This is a genomic window from Streptomyces sp. NPDC090032, assembly GCF_044748025.1.
Taxonomy (GTDB): Bacteria; Actinomycetota; Actinomycetes; order Streptomycetales; family Streptomycetaceae; genus Streptomyces.
Window position 1 is genome coordinate 1 of the sequence record NZ_JBIVFF010000032.1, and the last position, 19,207, is coordinate 19,207.

Annotated in this window: 15 protein-coding genes and 2 pseudogenes; 7 read left to right on the top strand and 10 right to left on the bottom strand. The window is 67.3% G+C overall.

Features of this window, described 5'->3' with window-relative positions:
- From ACIPWY_RS40055 to ACIPWY_RS40065, 3 genes and pseudogenes are all read right to left on the bottom strand, one after another.
- Window positions 1-304, bottom strand: a pseudogene (locus tag ACIPWY_RS40055) (hypothetical protein); the annotation flags it as partial.
- 667 nt (window positions 305-971) lie between these two features.
- Window positions 972-2,087, bottom strand: a complete 1,116-nt coding sequence (locus ACIPWY_RS40060) for a substrate-binding domain-containing protein (RefSeq protein ID WP_393706002.1) — start codon at window positions 2,085-2,087, stop codon at window positions 972-974.
- 257 nt (window positions 2,088-2,344) lie between these two features.
- The gene (locus tag ACIPWY_RS40065; protein ID WP_393706001.1) at window positions 2,345-3,013 is read right to left on the bottom strand and encodes a DUF4232 domain-containing protein; all 669 of its coding nucleotides are present in this window, start codon (window positions 3,011-3,013) and stop codon (window positions 2,345-2,347) included.
- A gap of 23 nt (window positions 3,014-3,036) precedes the next feature.
- Between ACIPWY_RS40065 and ACIPWY_RS40070 the strand changes: the two genes are divergently transcribed.
- Window positions 3,037-3,456 carry a hypothetical protein gene (locus ACIPWY_RS40070; RefSeq protein ID WP_393706000.1) on the top strand — a complete coding sequence of 140 codons (420 nt, stop codon included), beginning with the start codon at window positions 3,037-3,039 and terminating at the stop codon, window positions 3,454-3,456.
- A 340-nt stretch (window positions 3,457-3,796) separates the two neighbouring features.
- Entirely contained in the window at window positions 3,797-4,324 is a 528-nt protein-coding gene (locus ACIPWY_RS40075) for a DUF6817 domain-containing protein (RefSeq protein WP_401537069.1), read from the top strand.
- A 272-nt stretch (window positions 4,325-4,596) separates the two neighbouring features.
- Here ACIPWY_RS40075 and ACIPWY_RS40080 read toward each other — a convergent pair whose 3' ends face one another.
- A complete protein-coding gene (locus tag ACIPWY_RS40080; RefSeq protein ID WP_393706019.1) occupies window positions 4,597-5,772 on the bottom strand; it encodes a PP2C family protein-serine/threonine phosphatase in 1,176 nt (391 codons plus the stop codon).
- 766 nt (window positions 5,773-6,538) lie between these two features.
- On the opposite strand from ACIPWY_RS40080, the pseudogene ACIPWY_RS40085 reads away from it, so the two are divergent.
- Window positions 6,539-6,655: pseudogene (locus ACIPWY_RS40085) on the top strand (epoxide hydrolase N-terminal domain-containing protein); the annotation flags it as partial.
- A 1,319-nt stretch (window positions 6,656-7,974) separates the two neighbouring features.
- On the opposite strand, the gene ACIPWY_RS40090 reads toward ACIPWY_RS40085, so the two are convergent.
- From ACIPWY_RS40090 to ACIPWY_RS40110, 5 genes are all read right to left on the bottom strand, one after another.
- Entirely contained in the window at window positions 7,975-9,405 is a 1,431-nt protein-coding gene (locus tag ACIPWY_RS40090; RefSeq protein ID WP_393705998.1) for an MFS transporter, read from the bottom strand.
- 732 nt (window positions 9,406-10,137) lie between these two features.
- Window positions 10,138-10,284 (bottom strand): hypothetical protein, encoded by a 147-nt coding sequence (locus ACIPWY_RS40095; RefSeq protein ID WP_362910851.1) that lies wholly within the window; start codon window positions 10,282-10,284, stop codon window positions 10,138-10,140.
- Window positions 10,285-10,355: 71 nt separating this feature from the next.
- Window positions 10,356-11,987: a phytoene desaturase family protein gene (locus ACIPWY_RS40100; RefSeq protein ID WP_401537057.1), complete on the bottom strand. Its 1,632-nt coding sequence runs from the start codon at window positions 11,985-11,987 to the stop codon at window positions 10,356-10,358.
- Entirely contained in the window at window positions 11,980-12,486 is a 507-nt protein-coding gene (locus ACIPWY_RS40105) for an SRPBCC family protein (RefSeq protein ID WP_362910847.1), read from the bottom strand. The genes ACIPWY_RS40100 and ACIPWY_RS40105 overlap by 8 nt, the downstream gene beginning before the upstream one ends.
- Before the next feature lie 1,725 nt (window positions 12,487-14,211).
- Entirely contained in the window at window positions 14,212-14,433 is a 222-nt protein-coding gene (locus ACIPWY_RS40110) for a hypothetical protein (protein ID WP_362910845.1), read from the bottom strand.
- 469 nt (window positions 14,434-14,902) lie between these two features.
- Between ACIPWY_RS40110 and ACIPWY_RS40115 the strand changes: the two genes are divergently transcribed.
- The 4 genes from ACIPWY_RS40115 (at window position 14,903) to ACIPWY_RS40130 (ending at window position 18,470) form a co-directional block, all read left to right on the top strand.
- A complete protein-coding gene (locus ACIPWY_RS40115) occupies window positions 14,903-15,061 on the top strand; it encodes a hypothetical protein (protein ID WP_401537059.1) in 159 nt (52 codons plus the stop codon).
- A 171-nt stretch (window positions 15,062-15,232) separates the two neighbouring features.
- Complete coding sequence (gene mdlC, locus ACIPWY_RS40120; protein WP_401537061.1) at window positions 15,233-16,852, top strand: benzoylformate decarboxylase; 1,620 nt, start codon at window positions 15,233-15,235, stop codon at window positions 16,850-16,852.
- A 782-nt stretch (window positions 16,853-17,634) separates the two neighbouring features.
- Window positions 17,635-17,850, top strand: coding sequence for a hypothetical protein (locus ACIPWY_RS40125; protein ID WP_401537063.1), 216 nt, complete (start codon window positions 17,635-17,637; stop codon window positions 17,848-17,850).
- Between the two features lie 251 nt (window positions 17,851-18,101).
- A complete protein-coding gene (locus ACIPWY_RS40130; protein ID WP_401537065.1) occupies window positions 18,102-18,470 on the top strand; it encodes a low affinity iron permease family protein in 369 nt (122 codons plus the stop codon).
- Between the two features lie 60 nt (window positions 18,471-18,530).
- On the opposite strand, the gene ACIPWY_RS40135 is transcribed toward ACIPWY_RS40130, so the two are convergent.
- Window positions 18,531-18,926, bottom strand: coding sequence for a hypothetical protein (locus ACIPWY_RS40135; RefSeq protein WP_401537067.1), 396 nt, complete (start codon window positions 18,924-18,926; stop codon window positions 18,531-18,533).
- Between the last annotated feature and the right edge of the window lie 281 nt (window positions 18,927-19,207).

Here is a 19,207-nt window from a genome sequence, read left to right on the forward strand (position 1 = left end):
TGCTCCATGTGCGGCCGGCGGCGCCCGCCGCCTCACAGCGGTCGATCCCCGCCGGCTTGTTGAGGCTGAAGATGTCGCCGTGGCCGTCGTTCCAGTTCGTCGTCGAGATCTGTCCGCCGTCGCAGGCGGTGTAGTCGAAGGCGCCGGCTCCGGAGGCGGGGTTCGCCGTCCACAGGACAGCTGCGTTGGCGGGCGACGTTGTCAGGAGTGTCATCGCGGCGCCGATCGCCGCCGGAGCGAGCAGGAGCTTGCCGGTCCTGGCGCGTGCGGCGCCCAGGGGGGAACGGACTTTGCGTCGTTGCATGGTCTTCTCCTTGGTGGGGGGAGCGTTGTACATGGGCCCGTCGCCGTCAGCGGGCCCGGGCGTGGGGAGGTCAGCCGAGGTTGACCTGGATCTTCTGACGGGCGCCGAAGGCGCCGGTGAGGTCTCCGAAGGTGAGCTCGAGGGACGAGCCGGTGGCGGCCGTGACCGCGGCAGGCCAGGAGAGCACCTTCGACACTCGCTCGTGCCACAGGTGACCTGGAGGGACGCGGCCTGTCGGGCCGGGTCGGAGACGACCAGAGCAGCGGGCCGCGGTGAGCCGCTCGCCGGGGCCATTGCGGAGAGGTACTTCTGCGCGGTCGTACCAAGGTTGGCTGGGAGGGTCTTGAACGGCTCGGCCGGGGGACTGAAACCGGTCCCGAGGACGAGATCCCGCCACTTGGCCTCCAGCGCGGCGAACTCCTGGATGCCGGCGGCGGGTTCGGTGGCGGAGGCGGCAGACGAGGGGGCGGCCGTGGCCGTCCCCGGGGGCCAGAGCGATGTCCCCGGCAGCGTGGAGGAAGGCACGGCGACGCACGGGAGAAGCCATGGGGGAACCAATCTGTGCCAGACGGGAATCTCGCCGACTTGAGTGCGGCGTGTTGTTGCGCAGCTTGGATTCCGGCTTTGACCGGCGTCAAGACTGGAAGACGGAGCGGTCAATAATCGGTCAGTGGATGGGCACTTGGGTGGCCTTCGGACCGCCGCAGGACTTCCTCACCAGGAGCCGGGGGAGCCATTCGACGGCGGAGTGCTCCACGCCGGGGTCCTCGATGCGGCGCAGCAGCAGCTTCACCGCGGTCTCGCCGAGTGCGTGGTTCGCGGGGGAGACCGACGTCATGGGTGTGTCGGTGAGGGCCGCGATCTCGTCGTTGTAGCAGACGAGCGCGAAGTCCTCGGGCACGCGGACCCCTTGGGCCAGCAGCCACTGGAGCAGGTTGGCCGCGTCGGTGTCGTCGTGGACGAGGGCGGCCCGGATCTCCCCCGAGGTGATGAGGGCGGTCAGTCGCTCGGCGTGATGGTCGAACTCGCCATAACGCCCGTGGGGATCGGTCGTCGAGGAGATGTCGTCGTCGGGGAGACCGAGCGTGTCGATCGCGGCGCGGTAACCGCGGCGGATGTGGGGCCAGGTGTGTGTGTTCCGGGAGAGCAGAGCGATGCGCCGGTGCCCGAGACCGGCCAGGTGCCGCACGGCCATGGAGGCGCCGCCCGCGTGGTCCGAGGCCGCCCTGTCGAGGTTCGCCCCGGGCAGGCCCAGGGGGATCCGGCGTTCCACGAGTACGGTCGCCACCGCGAGCTCCGCGAGTTGGAGGGCGTCCGCCTCGCTGGGGCCGTGGATGCTCCAGCTGGGAGTGAGGAGCAGGCCGTTCGTGCCGGCCTCGAGCATGTTCCTGATCTGTGTGGCGTCCCGCTCCCGGTGGTACTCCGTGATGCCGACCAGCAGGCGCGCGCCGGCCGCGGTGGCGGCCTCTCGGGCGCCGCGGATGACCGACTGGTAAAAATAGTTGGCCGTAGGAACCACCATTCCCAGCAGGAGACCGCTGGGGGAGGGGGCGGGGGCCTTCCGCGCGAGCCGCGAATCGCGTGCGTTGAGCGGCGCGGTCGGCCAGGCCACGGAGCCGTGAAGCCTGCGGACGCGGCCGACGTCGGCCAGCGCCGTCACATCCCGCCGCGCCGTCTCCATCGATATGCCTAGTTCCGTGGCGAGTTCGGCCACCCGGACGCTCTCGCGCTGCCGCACGATCCGCAGCAGCCGCTTGTGCCGCTCCTCGACACTCTCCCGCATCGCTCCCCCTCGCTCGTGGCACTGACGCGAGGAGCATAGAGCCGGAGAACGTGGATTGCATGACCGGTTAATGACTGGATGGGTGAGTGCCGGGGGAGTGGTGAGAGGGATTGAGTGCGTGCGCCGATCACATCGCGTGCGAAAGTCTGCTTGTGAGTTCCTGGCCCTGCTCATGGTGTTGACCGGAGCGTGGCGGGCCACGGCCGGCACGGGGCCGCACGACAGGTCGGCCACCGGGCGGGCCGCGGGCACTACCTTCAGTTGGTTGTGTGCGTGGGGTAGACCTGAACGTCGGTGTAGGCGCCCTTGATCTCTCCTGCGCCCGCGGGCCACTTCAGGGTCACGGTGTGGGTCTCGTTCGGGGGCGTCACCAGGATGTTGGTCGGGTGCGAGAGGCTGTTGCCGGTGTTGTCGATGTCGTAGGCGAGGTTGAAGACAGCGGCGTCGCCGGGCTTCAGGGTGGTGACACGCGGCTGGGCTTGGCCGCGTTCGATGGGGTTCGAGGTGTTGTCGGTGTCCTTGATGTCGACGCCCGCGAAGCCCGTCGCCGAGCAGGTGGTCGAACCCCGGTTGATCATGGTGATGTTGATCCTGCCGGACTCTTCGTCGGGCGCGGCGTCGGTGGCGTCGATGGCCAGGTCCTCCGTCTTGCAGAACGTGACCTTGTCGCCGGTCTCCGTCGCGCCGTTCGCGGTTGCCTCTGCCTCGGTGTCCTCAGCGGAGCCCGCCTTCGCGTTGCTGGCCTGCGAGCCGTCGGAGCCCGAGCCGCCCTCCGACTTCGAGCCACCGTCCGAGGACGAAGAAGACGAGGACGAGGAGCCCTTGGAGGACGAGTCCGTCCCGGAGCTGTCGCTGCCACAGGCGGTGAGCGAGAAGGTGGCGGCGACGCTGATGGCGGCGAGAGCAGTGATGCGGGTGTACTTCACGGTGTTCCCCCAGGAGTGGCGCGGTGCATGCGGTCGGAAGTATTTGTATCTCGCACCGAGTTACAGGCAGTCCTCCGCGACGTCTTCGTTCTGTCACAGGCGTATCGACCGTAGGGTCCGCCAAGGCGTCACCGTACGGTCACCTGCCTGGCCCGGCCTCGACCACTCGGACCTGGTGCTCGGCTGGATGCCCATATCGAGCAGAGCGGCACGTACGAGGGTTTGGCTCGGAGCTTGGTCACCCTCCGCCGGCCGCCGACGAGCACAGCAGCTGCTGGCCGGCCATCAAGGCAGGTATGGCACTGGTCCGCCGCGCAGCCGAGGCCGGTGTGCTGCGCGCTGATACGGACGCGGCTGACGTGCAGGCCCTGGCCGCGGCTATCGCCTGGGTGGGTGGGCAGTCGCCACTTGACCCGGATCGACGTCCCCACTGTTGCGCATGATGCTCGACGGAATCCGTCCCCGCTGACGTCGACGGCATGCGGCATCCGACTGGTTTGCCGACATGCTTCCCAGCAAGTCGATGGTGCTCTGCACCCAGACCGCCAAGACCCGCAGGTCCTCCAAAGCCATAACCCCTAGCTACAGCTTGGGTATTGCTCAGAAATCCCTAGGATTGACTGAGGTTAGGGGGTCCACGACGATAAGCGCAGGACCCAGGTGACAACCCGTCCGATGCTTTCACGGGTCCGGACCACAGGCGAAGGCGCGGGCGGGTGCCGACCTCGTGAGCCAGAAGGACACTGACCTGTGCCTGCTTCTCCTGCCCCTGCCGACCAGGCCATCGTGCTACTGCGCAAGCTCGGTGCTGCCGACATCGCTCATCCGGGTGGCACTCTCGCCGCCCACCTCCAGCGCGTCCATGGCCAACTCGCTGCATGGGGCGCCCGTCCAGCCCTCCAGGTCGCGGGTTTGTGTCACGCCTTCTACGGCACCGACGGCTTTCCTACCGCCTTGTTGTCGCTGGACAGCCGCGCCGAACTCGCAGAGGTGATCGGTGCCGAGGCTGAGGCGATCGCGTACCTCTACGCGTCGTGTGACCGCAGGGCCACGTATCCGACGCTGATGGATGCCGAGGGGGCCTTCCGGGATCGGTTCACCGGTCTTGTCCACGCGCCGGAGCCGCACCTTCGACGGGACTTCGCTGAGCTGTCCGCCGCCAACGAACTCGACCTTGCCCGCATTGACTCCGTCTTCCGCGAGAAGTGGGGAGCCGAACTCCTCGCTCTGTTCACACGATTCCGGCCCCTGCTGAGCCACCCTGCTTTTTCGGACTGCCGCACGGTGCTTGCTGCGGCTCCGCAGGACTGAGCCGACTCCTTACGTCGGTTGGGGACACCTATGTGCACGCGGCTTGATGACTCACGTCAGGCAGCGACGCTGCCCCGCAGCAGGGGCTGGTGGTACGAGATCAAGTTCGATGGTTCTCCAGACGCCTCGTGATGTCTCATTCGGGTAAGTCCCGGGGCGGGCGGCCCGTAGCGGCTGGGGAAGGGCGGGAGCTCAGGTGTGCAGCAGGAGGCGCGGTGCGAGAGCTGCTGCTGCTCAGCGACAGCCTGGCACCGTCCAGGAGAGCACTCTGGTCACGGCTGCTGTTTCGTGCGGCCGGCTGAGGCTTGTTGGGTGTCCGCACCGGAGCTGACGTGCCGTTGGGTCTCCTGCGGGCCGTGCCAGTCCAGGCACATCACGGTGGCGTCGTCTTCGAGCCGGCCCTCGGCAGCGTCCCGGACTGCGGACGTCAGCGTCAATGCGGTCTCCCGAGGGTGCAGGCCCCGGGTGCGCTCCAGCAGGGCAGGCAGGTCGACCTTCTCCCCGTGCCGTTCGACCATGCCGTCGGTGAACATGAGCAGACGGTCACCATGGCGCAGATCGAGGTCCTGAACACGATAGGGGAGGGTCGTGAACTCCGACAGCCCGAAGGGATGGTCCACCTCGCAGGTGATCACCTCCACAGCGCCACTGCGCATGCGCAGTGGCCAGGGGTGTCCCGCGTTGACGAGCTGGGCCCGCCCGGTGTGGAGATTGATACGCAGCAGTTGCCCGGTGGCGTGCCCGTGGCCGTGTTCGACGAGTGCCCGGTCGGCCCGGTGGGCCTGTTCGGCCAGGCCGGCTCCTGCGCGGCGGGCGCCACGCAGGGCGCTCACGAGGACCGTGGCAGCCAGGGCCGCATCGAGGTCGTGGCCCATGGGATCGGTCACCGACACGTGCAGTGCGTCCCGGTCCAGGGTGTAGTCGAAGGTGTCGCCGCTGAGGTCTTCCGAAGGCTCCAGGCTCCCGCACAGCGTGAACTGCGCGGCCTCGCACGACAGAGACGAGGGAAGCAGCTGGTACTGGATTTCTGCTGCCAGGGTGGGCGGTCTGGAGCGTTTGCCCCAGGTGTAGAAGTCGGTGAAACGCCCGTTGGCGATCACGATGTAGGCCAGGATGTGAGCGGCTTCCCCGACCTCATCAAGGACGTCATCGCCGGGATCGGCCGGCAGGAGCAGTTCCAGCAGCCCGATTGCGTCTCCCCGGTTGGTGACCGGCACGATCACCCGTTGCCCCTGACCGGTCGCCTCCTGATAGAGCTGCTGGGTGCGGACCACCTCCTCGTAGACACTGCCGAACAAAGGGATCCGCTCCACCTCCCGCCCGGCCTCCGCAGGGGCCGTCGACAGCCGCGCCACCGCCTTCCCTGTCAGGTCCACGATGAGAAAAGAGACCTTCGTGGCCTCGAAACGCCGCCGCAGGTCCTCCGCGATCACATCGACGGCATCCACCGGCGCCGACGTCTCCGCTGCCGTCAGCAACCGGGGAAGTCCACCCTGCCCACCACTCACGACCGCAGCCCCTTCCACCAGCCCCGCCTACCAGCCTGAGAATCACCACACCGAGCGTCAACACATGAAAAGCCACAATAAGTGTAGATCGTCGCGTTATGTGTTCACGGAAATGAGCTTGTTCTCCGACGCCCGCCCGCGGACGCAGCCGCCGGTCAGGTCAGGTCTGGTCGGTGGCGTAGCGGGTGAGGAACATGCGGACGGCGGCGGTGGTGTAGCGGCCGGCCGGGTTCGTCGGGCGTCGGGCTGAGTTGCAGCATGGCCTGGTCGGGGATGAGGACCATGTTGTGGGCGAAGAGGATGGCGGTGACCTGCGGGTTCTCCAGGCGCAGGAGCCCGCGGTCGGAGAGGCGGCCGAAGGTGCGCAGCAGGTACTGCTCCCCCTGCTCACAAACCCAGCCCGATTTCCTGACCCACTCGGCTCCCGAGTCGCCGTGGACTGTCGTTGCTTCAAGACTGGGCTCGCGGGCGTTGCCCCATCCGCTTCCGACAGGGCGCCGCCGGCCTGCGTGCCGTGGCTGTCGTGGTGCCCCGCGCCCACACCGTTCAAGGTGGACATACCGGACCATGTTCTCGGGTAGATCAAGCGCCGAGTCGTAGATTGCAACTTTCCCCGAACAGGTCCGACGGGGTAGGACATCGGTCCGGACCACGCGTCCATGCGGCGGCTCGCAGACCCGCAGAATACTGATGCACGGGTTACGACTGGCGGGCTCAGGAACGCCGCATCAATCGTTTCCCCCAGTACCGCGTTGCGATATCCGGGGATCTTCTGCAGTACGTTCATGTGCAGGCTCCCGGGAGCGATGGCAGGTCCTGGTGATCCTCCACGGATGGCCGTACACCTTCGCATCCCTTCTCGGCCTCGTCGACCCTGTGGAACATCCGGAGCGCCACGGCGGCAATGCCCGGGACGCAGTGGACGTGGTCATCCCCTCCCTGCCTGGGTTCGCCTTTTCCGAGAGCGCGCAGACCCCGATCGGGCCCCGTGCGATGGCGGGCCGGATCGACACGCTCGTGACCGAGGTTCTGGGCTACAACTCCTACCGCGCCCACGGCGGCGACTGGGGTGGCTGCATTGCGAGCTGGCTCGGATGTGAGCATTCCCGGTGCGTTGCCGTCGACCTCACGGTGTCCCTTCGCAACAGCGGCCTGCACACAGGGATCGTGGATCCGGGGGTCGGCGAGATCCGCCCGAGGACCGCGCGAAGACTATCGAGGCACAGGGAACGCTCCAGAGGTCGTTCGCGTACTTCCAGCAGCAGGGCTACCGGCCCACCACGATCGGCTACTTCAGCAACTCCCCGGTCGGCGCAGCCCAGTGGATCATCGACAAGTACCACCTCTGGAGTGACCGCCGTTTCCGCAGCTTCGAGCAGATCTTCAGCATGGATCAGCTGCTCACCGAGGTCATGCTCTACGCCGCCACCGACTCCTTCGCCACCGGGCTATGGGTGTACGAAGGCGCCTACGGGGAGGACGGCAACACTCTTCCGCAAGGCGCCCGTGTCGAACGGCCCACCGGCTTTTCCGCCGTCCCCGCCCCGACCTCTAGGTGCCGCCTCCCACCCGCGCGGAGCTGCAGAAGGTCTACGACGTGGTGCAGTACGCACAGTTCGACAGCGGGGGCCACTTCCCTTTCTACGAGAACCCGTCAGCCCTCCTCCAGGGCATTGGAGAATTCCTGCAGGTCACCACCGGTCAGACGCGCTAGCGGCCGGAGTCGGAGATTCGTCGTTGGTTGTGTATGAGTCGTCCGGGTCCGAAGATTCCGCCGTTGTCAGTCACTGAGGCCCAACGGGCCCTGTCGGAAGGCTGGATGCTTCGTCGCTCGACCGCCCAGTTTGCGAGTGCGACCACATCGACAAGGGGAACTGGCAAGCCAGACCATCTTCACCTGCCGGAACTGCGCGGTCGTTGCCCACGCGGACCAGAACGCTTCCCACAACATCGCCTGCAAGGCCGAGGCTGTGTGGACTGCGGGGCGTGAGTCACGCGTCCCTGCCACCCCGTAAGGGTGTCCGGACGGAGGAGCCCACTCAACAGCCAGTTGGGCGGGCTCCTCCAAACCCGGTCCTTTAGGACCGGGTCAAGCTGACGGTGGCGTTGGGTCGTTCACGGGCCCGCGGCAGCGATGGTCGCTCAGCCCGCCGCACCATCCACGGGGACTGGCCCGCCGCCGCTGCCAGGAGGAGCCTGTCCGCCACTCTTGTCCGTCTGGGAGAGGGGCTTCGCGATGTCCTCCAAGGAACGCCGCTCAGCGTTGACCGCAAGAAAGGCCGCGACGATGCCTGCCGCGCACATCAGGCCTGCCCCGATGCAGAAGGCGAGGGCCGTATCGCCGGGGACACCGGATTCGGTGAGGTCGGCGAAGATGAGAGGGCCGCTGATCCCGCCGACCGCCGTACCGATCGCGTAGAAGAACGCGATGGCCATAGCCCTGGTCTCCATCGGAAAGACCTCGGAGACGGTGAGGTAGGCGCTGCTCGCTCCCGCCGAGGCGAAGAACAGCACGACGCACCAGCACGCGGTCAGGGTGTTGGCCGTGAGCGAGCCCCGGTCGAAGAGCCAGGCCGTGATGAACAGCAGGATGCCGGGCACGATGTACGTGCCCGCGATCATGATGCGCCGCCCGATCGTGTCGAACAATTTGCCGAGCATGAGCGGGCCGACGAAGTTGCCGGCCGCGATCACTGCGAAGTAGTAGCCAGTGTGGCCACTCTCGACGTCGTAGAACGTGGTGAGAATCGCGCCGAAGCCGAAGGTGATCGCGTTGTAGAGAAATGCCTGCCCGATGAAGAGAGAAAGTCCGAGCACCGCGCGCTTCGGATAGCTGCGGAACACGGTCTTCGCGATGAGCCCGAAGCCGATGCTCTTGCGCTCGTGGATCGTGATCTCGCCTGCTGGGGGCGGCAGTTCCTCGTGCTTCTCGTCCTCGACCTCCCGCTCCACGGAGTCGACGAGCTTGTCGGCGTCCTCTCGGTGTCCATGGATGAGCTGCCACCGCGGGCTCTCCGGCACGTGCCGTCGGACGAGGAGGATCACCAGGCCCAGGACGACGCCGAGAGCGAAGGTGAGACGCCAGCCGAGGTCTTTGGGGAAGTAGTCCGTGTTCAGCATGACGATCGACAGCAGCGCTCCGCCGACCGCGCCCAGCCAGTAACTGCCGTTGATGATGAGGTCGACCCTGCCTCGGTACTTCGAGGGGATCAGCTCGTCGATCGCCGAGTTGATGGCCGCGTACTCGCCGCCGATGCCGAAACCGGTGAGGAAGCGGAAGAGGAAGAACCACCACGCGCTGAAGGAAAGACCGGTCATCGCGGTCGCGGCGAGGTAGACCGCGAGGGTCACCATGAACAGTTTCTTGCGGCCGAACCGGTCGGTGAGCCAGCCGAAGAACAGGGCACCCAAGCAGGCACCTGCCACGTAGAGGGCTGCGGCAAGACCCGTGACCTGAGCGGACGTGATAGCCAGCCCGGAGCCCTCCTCCGACAGCCGGCCCGCGATGTTGCCGACGGTCGTCACTTCGAGGCCGTCCAGAATCCACACGGTGCCCAGACCGATGACGATCATCCAGTGCCAGCGTGACCACGGCAGGCGGTCCAGCCGGGCCGGTACGGCCGTGGTGATGACACCGAGCTCGGAGCCACCCGGCGCCGCAACCTCGTCGAGCGAATCAGGGCGCCGGCCACCGTCCCTGCCCGGGCCCCGGCTTCCACCCGGTCCGGTTCCACCGCCTCCGCTACCGGAGCACTGCTCCCTGCCTTCGTGTTCCCCCGATGGGGCGGGGTTTGTCACGGCGGCTACCTCCTAGTCCGGGCGGGGGCGCACATTGCGGGCCGCAGAGAATCCAATATCCGCCAGGTGCCCCGGCGCCGCCGCCGCACACATGGTGACGCTCGCCCACGCAAGGTGGGCGCGGCGGAGCGTAGGGGGTGGGGAACGCCGTTACGCCTCCTGCACGGCGACTTGCGACCGGGTACTGCTGTACGTGTAGGGAGGGGACGGCATGTACCTGCGACCAGCTCTGAAGCCGACCACTGAGCATCGCAGTTGGCCAGGCCGGGTAGCCGTTGCTGCGCGGGCGAAGGGGACGCTGTTTCGCATGCCGGTGGCGGTCCACTGTTCGATCTTCGTGCCAAGGCGCGGAGACGAGGAACGGGCTGGCCGGCGGGAGAAGCGGACCGCCTCCGATGAGTATGCCTGTGAGGCGTAGTCAACGACGGTGCACCAGTGTGCTCGGCCTGGAGCTGTTCGGCGGCTGGTTGGCCGTCACCCCCGACAGCAGCGTGTCAGCCCGCAGTTCTACCGCTGGAGTCCGCGCACCCCTGCGTTGCCCATGTGGGCGTGCTCGGCATGAAGGGCGTGCAGCACATCGCGATCGAGTCCCCCCACCTCGACGACGTCGGCCGCGCCTGGGAGCTGGTGGCGGAACGCGACGGTATGCGGCACCGTCACCGTGGGCCGGCACATGTCTTTGAGGGGGTTGCCATCCAGGTCTTACTCTTCCGGTGTCCCCGGCCTCAGCGGGTGAGCGGTGGTCTTCTTCCTGTCCGGTCCCGGTGGGTCAGGACGCGTTGTGCGCGGGTGAGGCCGGGGGGCCGGTGCCGACGCAGGGCCGCGCGGGCGGCATTGGCTCCGGGTGCTCCATGGACCCCTCCGCCAGGGTGGGCGGAAGCTGAAGCGAGGTAGAGACTGCGTATCGGTGTCTCGGGACGTCCCGTTCCGGGAACGGGGCGGAAGACGAACTGCTGGTGCATTGCCGCGGTGCCGCCGTTGATGGCGCCGTCGTGCAGATTGCTGTCCAGCGACTGGAGCGTGGGCGGGGCCAGGATGCGGCGGGCACGGATGAGGGAGCGGAAGCCGGGCGCGAATCGCTCGACCTGACGTTCGATCCGGTCGGCCATGACCTCCTGCTCCTTGGTACTCCAAGTACCCGTCAGGCCCTCGTCGCCCGCGTCGGACTTGATTTCGCGTGGGACGTGCGTGTACGCCCAAGCGGCCTCGGTGCCTCGGGGGGAGCGCGAGGGGTCCGCCGTCGTCATCTGGCCGAACAGGGCAAAGGGCCGGTCGGGTACATAGCCCATGGTGATCTGGGCTGCGAAGCGGGTGAGTTCGTCCATGCCGTCGGCCACGTGCACGGTCCCGGCTTGAGCCGCTGCTTCGGCTTGCCAGGGCACGGGCCCGTCGCATGCCCAGTCCACCTTGAAAGTGGGCAAGTCCCACTGAAATCGCTTCAGGTCGGCCATCAGCTGGGAGGGAAGGTGCTCCGCTGCGACGAGTTCGCCGTACAGGGCGGGCGCGGACACGTCTGCCAGGACGGCGCGACGTGCGGCCACCGTCTCTCCGTCGGCCGTGAGCACACCGGCGGCTCGCCCATCACGCACGATGATGCGGCGGACCCGCTGCCCGCAGCGGAGAACGCCGCCACGCTTGCGCAGCCGGCGGACGAGAGCCGCCGTCAGGGCCCCGGCGCCACCGACCGGCACGGGGAAGCCGTAAGTCTGCCCGAGCATGGACATCAGCCAGCCGAAACCTCCGCTGCCCGCTGTTTCCGGCGGGAGGTCGGCATGCAGCGCGTTCCCGGCCAGCAGCAGTTTGCCGCCTTCACCCCGAAACTCTTCGTCCCCCATGCGGCGCACCGGCAGGATCAGGGTGCGGGCCATCCGCAAGCCGCCGGCCTCCTTCAGCCTGACGCCGAGACGGGCCGTGGCGCGTAGTGGAGGGAAGGGGGTGAACAGAGCACCCAGAATGTCGGGGCCAAGCCGTTCCCACATCTCGTGCAGACGTCGCCAGGCGTCCCCGTCGCCCGGGTGAAAGGCGTCGAGAGAGTCGGCGGTGGCATCGATCCCGCGGGCCAGCACCGCACACCTGCCGTCACTGAGCGGGTGGGCCAGCACACGTGGCGCGTGGCTCCAGCGCAGACCGTCTTCCTCGAGGCCAAGACGCGCCAGCACCGGTGACGCGGCCGCGAGGGGGTAGAAGGAACTGAAGAGGTCACTGACGAAATCGGCGTCGACCTCCCTGTTGTGGCGCACCGCGCCGCCGGGCCTGGGCTGCCCCTCGAGTACCTCCACGCTCCATCCCTCGTCGGCCAGCAGATTGGCCGCCACCAGCCCGTTGGGACCGGCTCCGATCACCACCGCGTCAGGCACGGCCGCCGCCAGTACTGTGAGCTGCCGCCCTACGCCCCTTGTGGAGGCCCTCCAGCTGCTCGGTCTGGGGTTGCGCCTCGCAGACCCGGGCGAGGCGGGCCAGCATCGCGCGATGCCGTAGTTGGATCACCGCCTCCACCGCTACGTTGTGGAGCAGCCCGCCCACTCCCTGCAGCGGGTGCTCATCCGCGATGACCAGGCAGTATTTTCCCCAGGGGCGGAGCTCGATGGCGATCCGCGCCGTCCCCAGCGCGCCTGCTCGTGCCTCCAACCCGAGAACGGAGCCCTCCTCGCACTGCCGGACAACCGTCTCATTGGTGAGCCGGAGAGGGCCCACGCGAACTTCGTAGCTGATCGCCGAGTCCACCTGTGGCCACTGCCCCCGCACCGGCTCGGAGGCCGACGTTCCCACTACCCACTCCGCGTATCGGCTGCCGTCCGCGAGGACGGACCAAACAGTCTGCGGAGTCACCTTGATCAGACGATGCCGTACCGCCACGCCGCACCTCCAGCGAGTTCGGCCCCCAGTTCACAACCGAGTGCCCAGATCAATGCGGGCGAACCGGAAAATAGCCAAGCATTCGTAGCAGATCGTCCACTGCTTTGTGTCGGCAGCCGGTTGCCGTCCGGGGTCGGATCGAGTGCAGGGTCGCTGCGTGAGGGACAAGTGGCCGCGACGCAGCTGGGAATCGGCGCAAGCACCAACAGACGCGAGCCCCTCACGCCGAACGCGCCCTGGGCTGTGGCGTCACACCCCCGGACGCGGTATGGGCTGAGTCGGGCAGCTAGCTCGGTCCAGATCGCGCCGCAGCGCGGTGGTGCTCCGATGAGGGGGCGCCAGAGTAGCCGCCGTAGAAGCTGATGATGCCGCCGCACGAGTGGGGCTCGGTGTCACGGCACAGCCGCGTCACTGTCATGGACCCGTGCACAATCCGATCCTCCCGTCGGGATCGAACCGAGCTGTGCGCGTGAAGCCAATGAGGGCTGCCGCCGGGCACGGCTAGGCCTCGCGGGTGTCGGCGCCCAGGCCTGGTGCCGTGATGGATAACGTCCGGGGGACACGTATGAGCGCGCGCCGACCCCCGCCATGTACTCGCCAGAAGTACGCCCCGTATGCAGCGGTCTCATCGGCCATTTGACGGGAACCGGAGGATGACACGACGCCGCCTACGCCGTGGCTCGTTTGCCCGTCGATTGCAGGGGCGTACCAAGAACAGGTGGGCCGGCCCGGCCCGGCGAAGGCCGGGCCGGTACCTCCTCGGTCGGAGACCGGTGCGAACCACGCCACGGCCGCACGAGAAACATGCTGTGAACCGAGCCAGTAGCCTTCCGCGCTGAGGTGGAGGTGCCGCGGTGAAGCTGGCGCGGTTATGCCACCTCATGCCTGTGGGGCAGAAGATGACAGTGCCGACGGCGCCAGGGAAGACGAGGTAGTGCTCGGCTACACGTGCGCATCACACTGACCTGCCCTCTTGGCCGACCGGCAGGCTCCTTCAATGGAGTGCGCATTGCGAGCAGGGTGCGGCTGTCCCATGCATCCCTCGGGCAGGACTCTCGGTGCAGGCGCCCGGCGGCCGTCACCCATGCCTTCGGCGCCTGGCCCCCTTCTACGCAAGGAAATCCCCATGACCGAAGTCCTCGGTCACGTCACGGACCCGGTCAGTGCCCTGATGCACTCATCAGCGCGGACAACCAGCGATGGCTGAAGGGCCAGCCACTGTCGAAGCAGAAGGAGATCGCCGGGCGGTATTTCGACAGCACAGGTGTAGATGTGGCGGACGTCATGGCTTCAGCTTGATGCACCGCTTCACAGAGTTGCTTGGTGGGCAGTTGTCGAAAGCAGGCATCCTGCCACCGACCGGCCACAGTTCATGCGCCTCGCGAACCTGTCGGCGTGTGCGGACCTGGCCAGGAGGGTCGTCTGATACTTGGTCGTCCGGTCCCCGGCAGGGGCGCCTTCGGTCGAGGGCCCTGCCGGGGATGGTGGGCACGGGTGATCGTGGAGTCGACGGCGTCGACGTAGTCGAGGCCGCCTCGGCGTCGGCCTGCACGAGCAGGGCAGTGAACGTCTTCTCCCAGGTGCCGTCAGTCGGCCACTTGCGCAGTCTGGTTGTGAACGCTATCCCGATCCCAACGTCTTGGGCAGGTGGGCCGGCCCAACGCGATGAGGTGCGGACAATCGTCCGTGGCCTACAGATGTCCGCGGCGAACCTGTCGCCTCGTATCAGAGACGCCGATCTCGCTCTTCGTCGATGAGCGGAGCGGAGGACGGCACGACGACCCGCCTGCGTTTGGCGATGCTGGTGAAGGCCAGCACACCAATGACGCCGACGATCATCATGATCGCGCCGACCACATCGAGGTTGACGCTCCGCATCTGCCAGTCGGTCCCGAACGTGAGAATGGCGCCTGCGCCGATGAGCAGAATGCATCCGCCTAGGCCCATGGGATTCGCCTCCAGTGTCGTATGGTGCCGGTCGCCTTCGGATACCCGCGGCGTTCGCCGCCATGCATGGGGAAGTCCGACAGGCCGAGCGGCGCGTGCGTGTGGCCGTGGACGGCGGTGCTCTGGTCAACCAGGCCAGAGGCTCGCGCGCACAGCATCCTGATCGGCATCGGCATCGGCATCGCTGGCACAGCCGCGATTGCGGGATCTGTTTCGCTGGGCCCAGCCGTCCGAATGGTAGAGATCCTGGAGTGTTCTGTCTTTTCGGTGATTTGGTGTCTCTGGGGCTGAACGGCAGCTGTGCAGGTGCTTGTGTCTCCCGCATGTGCGGCGCGTTGACGGGGAGCGGAGTGAGTCGGGCTCCAGCGCGGATCTGCGAGCTGTGGGGGTTGGGCTGGTGTTTCGTCGCTGATTTGGAACGGGGCCTTGTTGTCGCCGGTGCAGTGCATGTTCCGAGCTGCACCACGGCATGCTCGTCTTCGTCTTCGTCTTCGTCTTCGTCTTCGTCTTCGTCTTCGTCTTCGTCTTCGTCTTCGTCATCGGCGGTGGCGGTGGGGGGGCGTGCTTGATTGTGTGCTTCTCTATGCTGGCGTTTCCTGGCCGCTCGCGGGTTCTGGGCGGCGTGTGAGTGGCATCGCGGGATTTCTTTCTTGTGCTGCTAGGTTCGCGGTTGGTGTCTGGCGGCGGGCGTCAATGTCGTCTGCCGGTTCTGTGTTGGGTCGGTGGCTGGGGTATTCCGGGGGTGTGGCCGGCTGGTCATCGGGAGGGGTGATGTGAGTGTGTGACGAAGGGACATGCTGTGCCGACTGTCCGTCAAGCCACTATTGATCTGTTCAGGCAGTACGGGCTGAACACGTGGTTCGGTAATCCCGGTTCCACGGAACTGACTCTGCTGGATGAATTTCCCAGCGACTTCCGCTATCTCCTGGGTCTGCAGGAAATGGTGCCGGTGGGTATGGCTGACGGCTTCTCGCAAGTCACCAGACGTCCTGCTCTGGTCAATCTGCATACCGCGCCCGGCCTCGGCAACGCCATCGGTGCCTTGTACAACGCCTACCTGAACAAGACGCCGCTCGTCGTGACCGCGGGCAACCAGCGTCGTGCCATGCAGAATCAGAAGACCCTTCTGACCAACGAGGACGCCATTCTGGTTCCGCGTCCGTTCGTCAAATGGTCCGCTGAGCCGGCCATCGCGAGCGAGGTTCCCGCGGTTCTCGCCCGGGCCATCCATATTGCGATGTCCCCGCCCACCGGACCGGTCTTCGTCTCCCTGCCGATGGACGATATGGCCTACGAACTCAATGACGTTCAGACTGCGCAGTTCGAGGTAATCCGGGACCGGGAGGTCACCCATGCCGGAGGCTTCCGCAAGGACCTGGCGAAGAAGATCGCTGACCGGCTCGCCGCCGCGAAGTCGCCCGCCTTCGTCGTCCACGGCGACCTGGAGCATGCCGGAGCCTGGGACTTGGTCGTGAAGCTGGCCGAGCGCAGTAAGGCCGCTGTGTGGACTTCGCCGCTCCCGGGGCTGTCCGGGTTCCCGGAGAACCACCCTCTGTATCAAGGTCTGCTCCCGCCCGGTGCCGGCTGGATCTCCGAAGAGCTGAAGGGGTATGACCTGGTCGTGGTCCTGGGCGGCCCGGCGTTTCGCTACTACCCTTACATCCCCGGCCCGTATCTGCCTGAGGGCACCTCGCTCATCCACATCACGTGCGACCCGGACGAAGCCGCCCGCGCGCCCATCGGCGACGCCTACGTGGCGGACGTCCGGGCCGCGGTGGAGGCTCTGCTGGGTGAGAGTTGTGAATCGTCGCGCACGGTCCCCCGGGCCCGGCCCGATGTAGCGCGCCCGGAGCGGGCCGAGGCCCCGATGCAGGCCTCGGATCTGTGGACGGCCGTCGGCCACGCCGCTCCGGCGGATGCCCTTTTTGTGAGCGAGGCCGGTTCCAACGAGGTTCCGATCACGCAGTACGTACGGCCCGGTGCCGCCCTCTCCCACATCTCCGCTGTCGGCGCGGGCCTGGGGTTCGGGCTGCCCGCCGCTGTCGGCGCCCAACTCGGCGCCCCGGACCGGCCGGTGATCGCGCTGATGGGCGACGGGTCGATGCACTACGCGATCACGTCGCTGTGGACCGCGGCCCACTACAAGATCCCACTGACGATCGTCGTCTCCTCCAACGGCGAATACGGCGTCCTCAAGCAGTTCGCCGACCTCGAGAGCGCCGTCGGCATCCCCGGACTCGATCTGCCCGAGCTGAACATCTCGGCCACCGCCGCGAGTTACGGCATCGATGCTCACGATGCCGACGACACCGACCAGGTCGCCGAGATGCTCCGCGCCGGAGTCGCCGACCGGGGACGCCCGACCCTCATCAATGTCCGGACGAACAAGGTCAAGAAGGCTGCCCCCCGTCCGGCCTGAGCCTGCGCGTATCACAGCGCCCGAACCGCCGCGTCCATGCCGGTGCCTTCTGCGGTGTGGTGGAGCCCCGGGTGACGGGCCCCCGTCCACCGGCATCCGGCATGGGACGCCTTGTCCCACAAGGCGTCCCAGTCGGCGAGTTTGGACGCGGGTTCGCCGCGTGGCACGGCGCTGGCTGTCTGATCAGTGTGGTTCTCCTCTGGAGCGGGGTGTGTGAGTTGAGTTGCCGCCCTGCCTGCGAAGACCGCCCCGGACGCCGTACGCGCCTTCGTCGCCGCCCACGGGACCGCCTCGCCCTAATCCCTTTTCTTACCCTGAGATTGATCTTGTGGTTAGGGAACTCCGGGTTGTCCTGCCCGGGTTGTCCTGCCTGTTTAACCTTTCGGGTATCCATGGCCATGGTTTTTCGTGGCTGTGGCCTGCTGTGGCCTGCTGTGGCCTGCTGTGCCTGAGGGCGTATGGGATTCCTTGACGGAACGTGGCTTTCGCCGCCGGAGCGGGCGGGCTGCCGGTCGGTCTGGGCGCGCCCACTCAACGTCACGGCCCCGGTGTTCGATTTGGTGTTGTCCGGTTCGTGGTTGGTCGTTGTGTGCCGTGTCGGTGTGTGGATGGTGGGGGCCGGTTTGGAGTGGGTGGTGGTGGATGGTTTGTTGCTGGTTTCCAGTTGTATGTGGTGTTGCATGCTCTCGTGGTGTTCTTGTGTAGATGTTTTGGGCAGTGCGGGTGTTGTCTGGCGGGGTTGTCTGTCCGTTCCCTGATGGGACCGGACGGTGGTGGGGAATATGACCGGGGTGGGTGCGCGTAGCGTCCGGGACGCAGCTGTCGCCACGCATCTGCGCAGGGCGACGGCTCTTGACGTGCCCGAGGAGTTTGAGACGTGGTCCGTCGTGGACCTGGCGGACTGGCTCCATGGCACGGAGGATGACCGGCGGGTGTCTGACGAGGGCTTTTACCAGGCCCGCAAGGCTGTAGAGATGCTGGGGGTCGAGGACGTGTGACCGGTGGGCAGGCCCGCGTGGTCTCGCGGGGACGTGCGGCATTCGTGCGGTCGAGTCGGCGCTCGGTGGGGGCTCGCTGTCGTGTCACCGTCGCGTACGGTCTGTTCGTAGCGATCCTGGAAAGGCTGAAGGCGGGCGCACGCCTCCAGGCCCGGGCTGGGTCTGGGCCGCCTCGATCGGTGCCTTCGCTTCGTCGGTATGTCCGGCGAGGTTCCCGCATGGGCGGGTGCCGGGCGGGGAGCATGGAGGGTATGACCACTGAGCATCCCGCTGAGCGGGGCGGCGCTGGGCGTGACTTGTTCGCCGTCTTCTCCGAGCGGGCATCGAACGTCACCAGTTCGCCGCTGTTCTCCGTGCTGTGTGTGCTCCTGGTCCTCGGCATGGTCGCTATGCACCTTGCGCATCTGCCGCTGCCCTGGCTGATCTTCGCGGGGGACGTCACGACGGTCGTCAACCTGCTCTTGCTCGCTCTGCTGACGAACACGGAGCGGCGGGACGCGCATGCGGTTCAGCGCAAGCTGGACGCTATCGCGGCGGCCATGCTGGAGCAGCGCGAGGGCGCGAGCCAGACAGCCGCCGACGAGCTACGGCGTGTCATCCGCATGGAGGAGAAGCAGTAAGGGGGCTGCGTCGCGGACATCCGTCATCGAGGCATGTGACCTCCTGCGGGGGCTTGGCTGTCAGACGAGGTGTCGCCGTTTCAGTGAGCAGAGGGGTGTCGGCGGTGAAGGTCTGGGCCGGTTGCCCGGCGCTGAGAACATGTGCGGGTTCGTGATCCGATGCCGCGCCTCGGTCACCAGCTCGACGGCGACGCACGCGTCGAACCGAGGCCGCTGCAGCAGCGGGTGGGCGGACAGCGCGGCTTTGGTCAATCCGGCCAGGGCACTGGGGCCGGTGACGGCCAGACACCGGGCCACCCGGCGCGTGGCGTTGAACTCGGCCGGTTCACCAAGCACCTGCGGAGTCGATGAGCGCCAACGCGCCCCTGAAGGGAAGCGGGGACCGGGGCCTGTGTCGGGCAAGTCCTCGCCGGCTGCGGCCGCGTTGTCGCGCTGCACGCGCTGCACGCGCTGCACGGCGATGGCTCAGTCGCCGATGTCCCCCGTGGACACGCCCTCGGGCCAGATGTCGTGCTTTTGATGAGGCGCGCACGGTGGAGTTGGCCGAGGTGCGGGGGCACGTTCTGATGTGACGGGTTCTCGACGATGCGGCGGCGATCTGCGGAGATCTGGGGCTACCGCTCAACCGGTTTGTGCAGTCGGGGCCGGGGCCGGGTCCGGGGGTGTTCGGGGAGGGAGGGAGGCGGCTGTAGTGGGTGGGTGAGGCGGGGGGCTCGGTAGTGGGCCGGGCGCGGGTG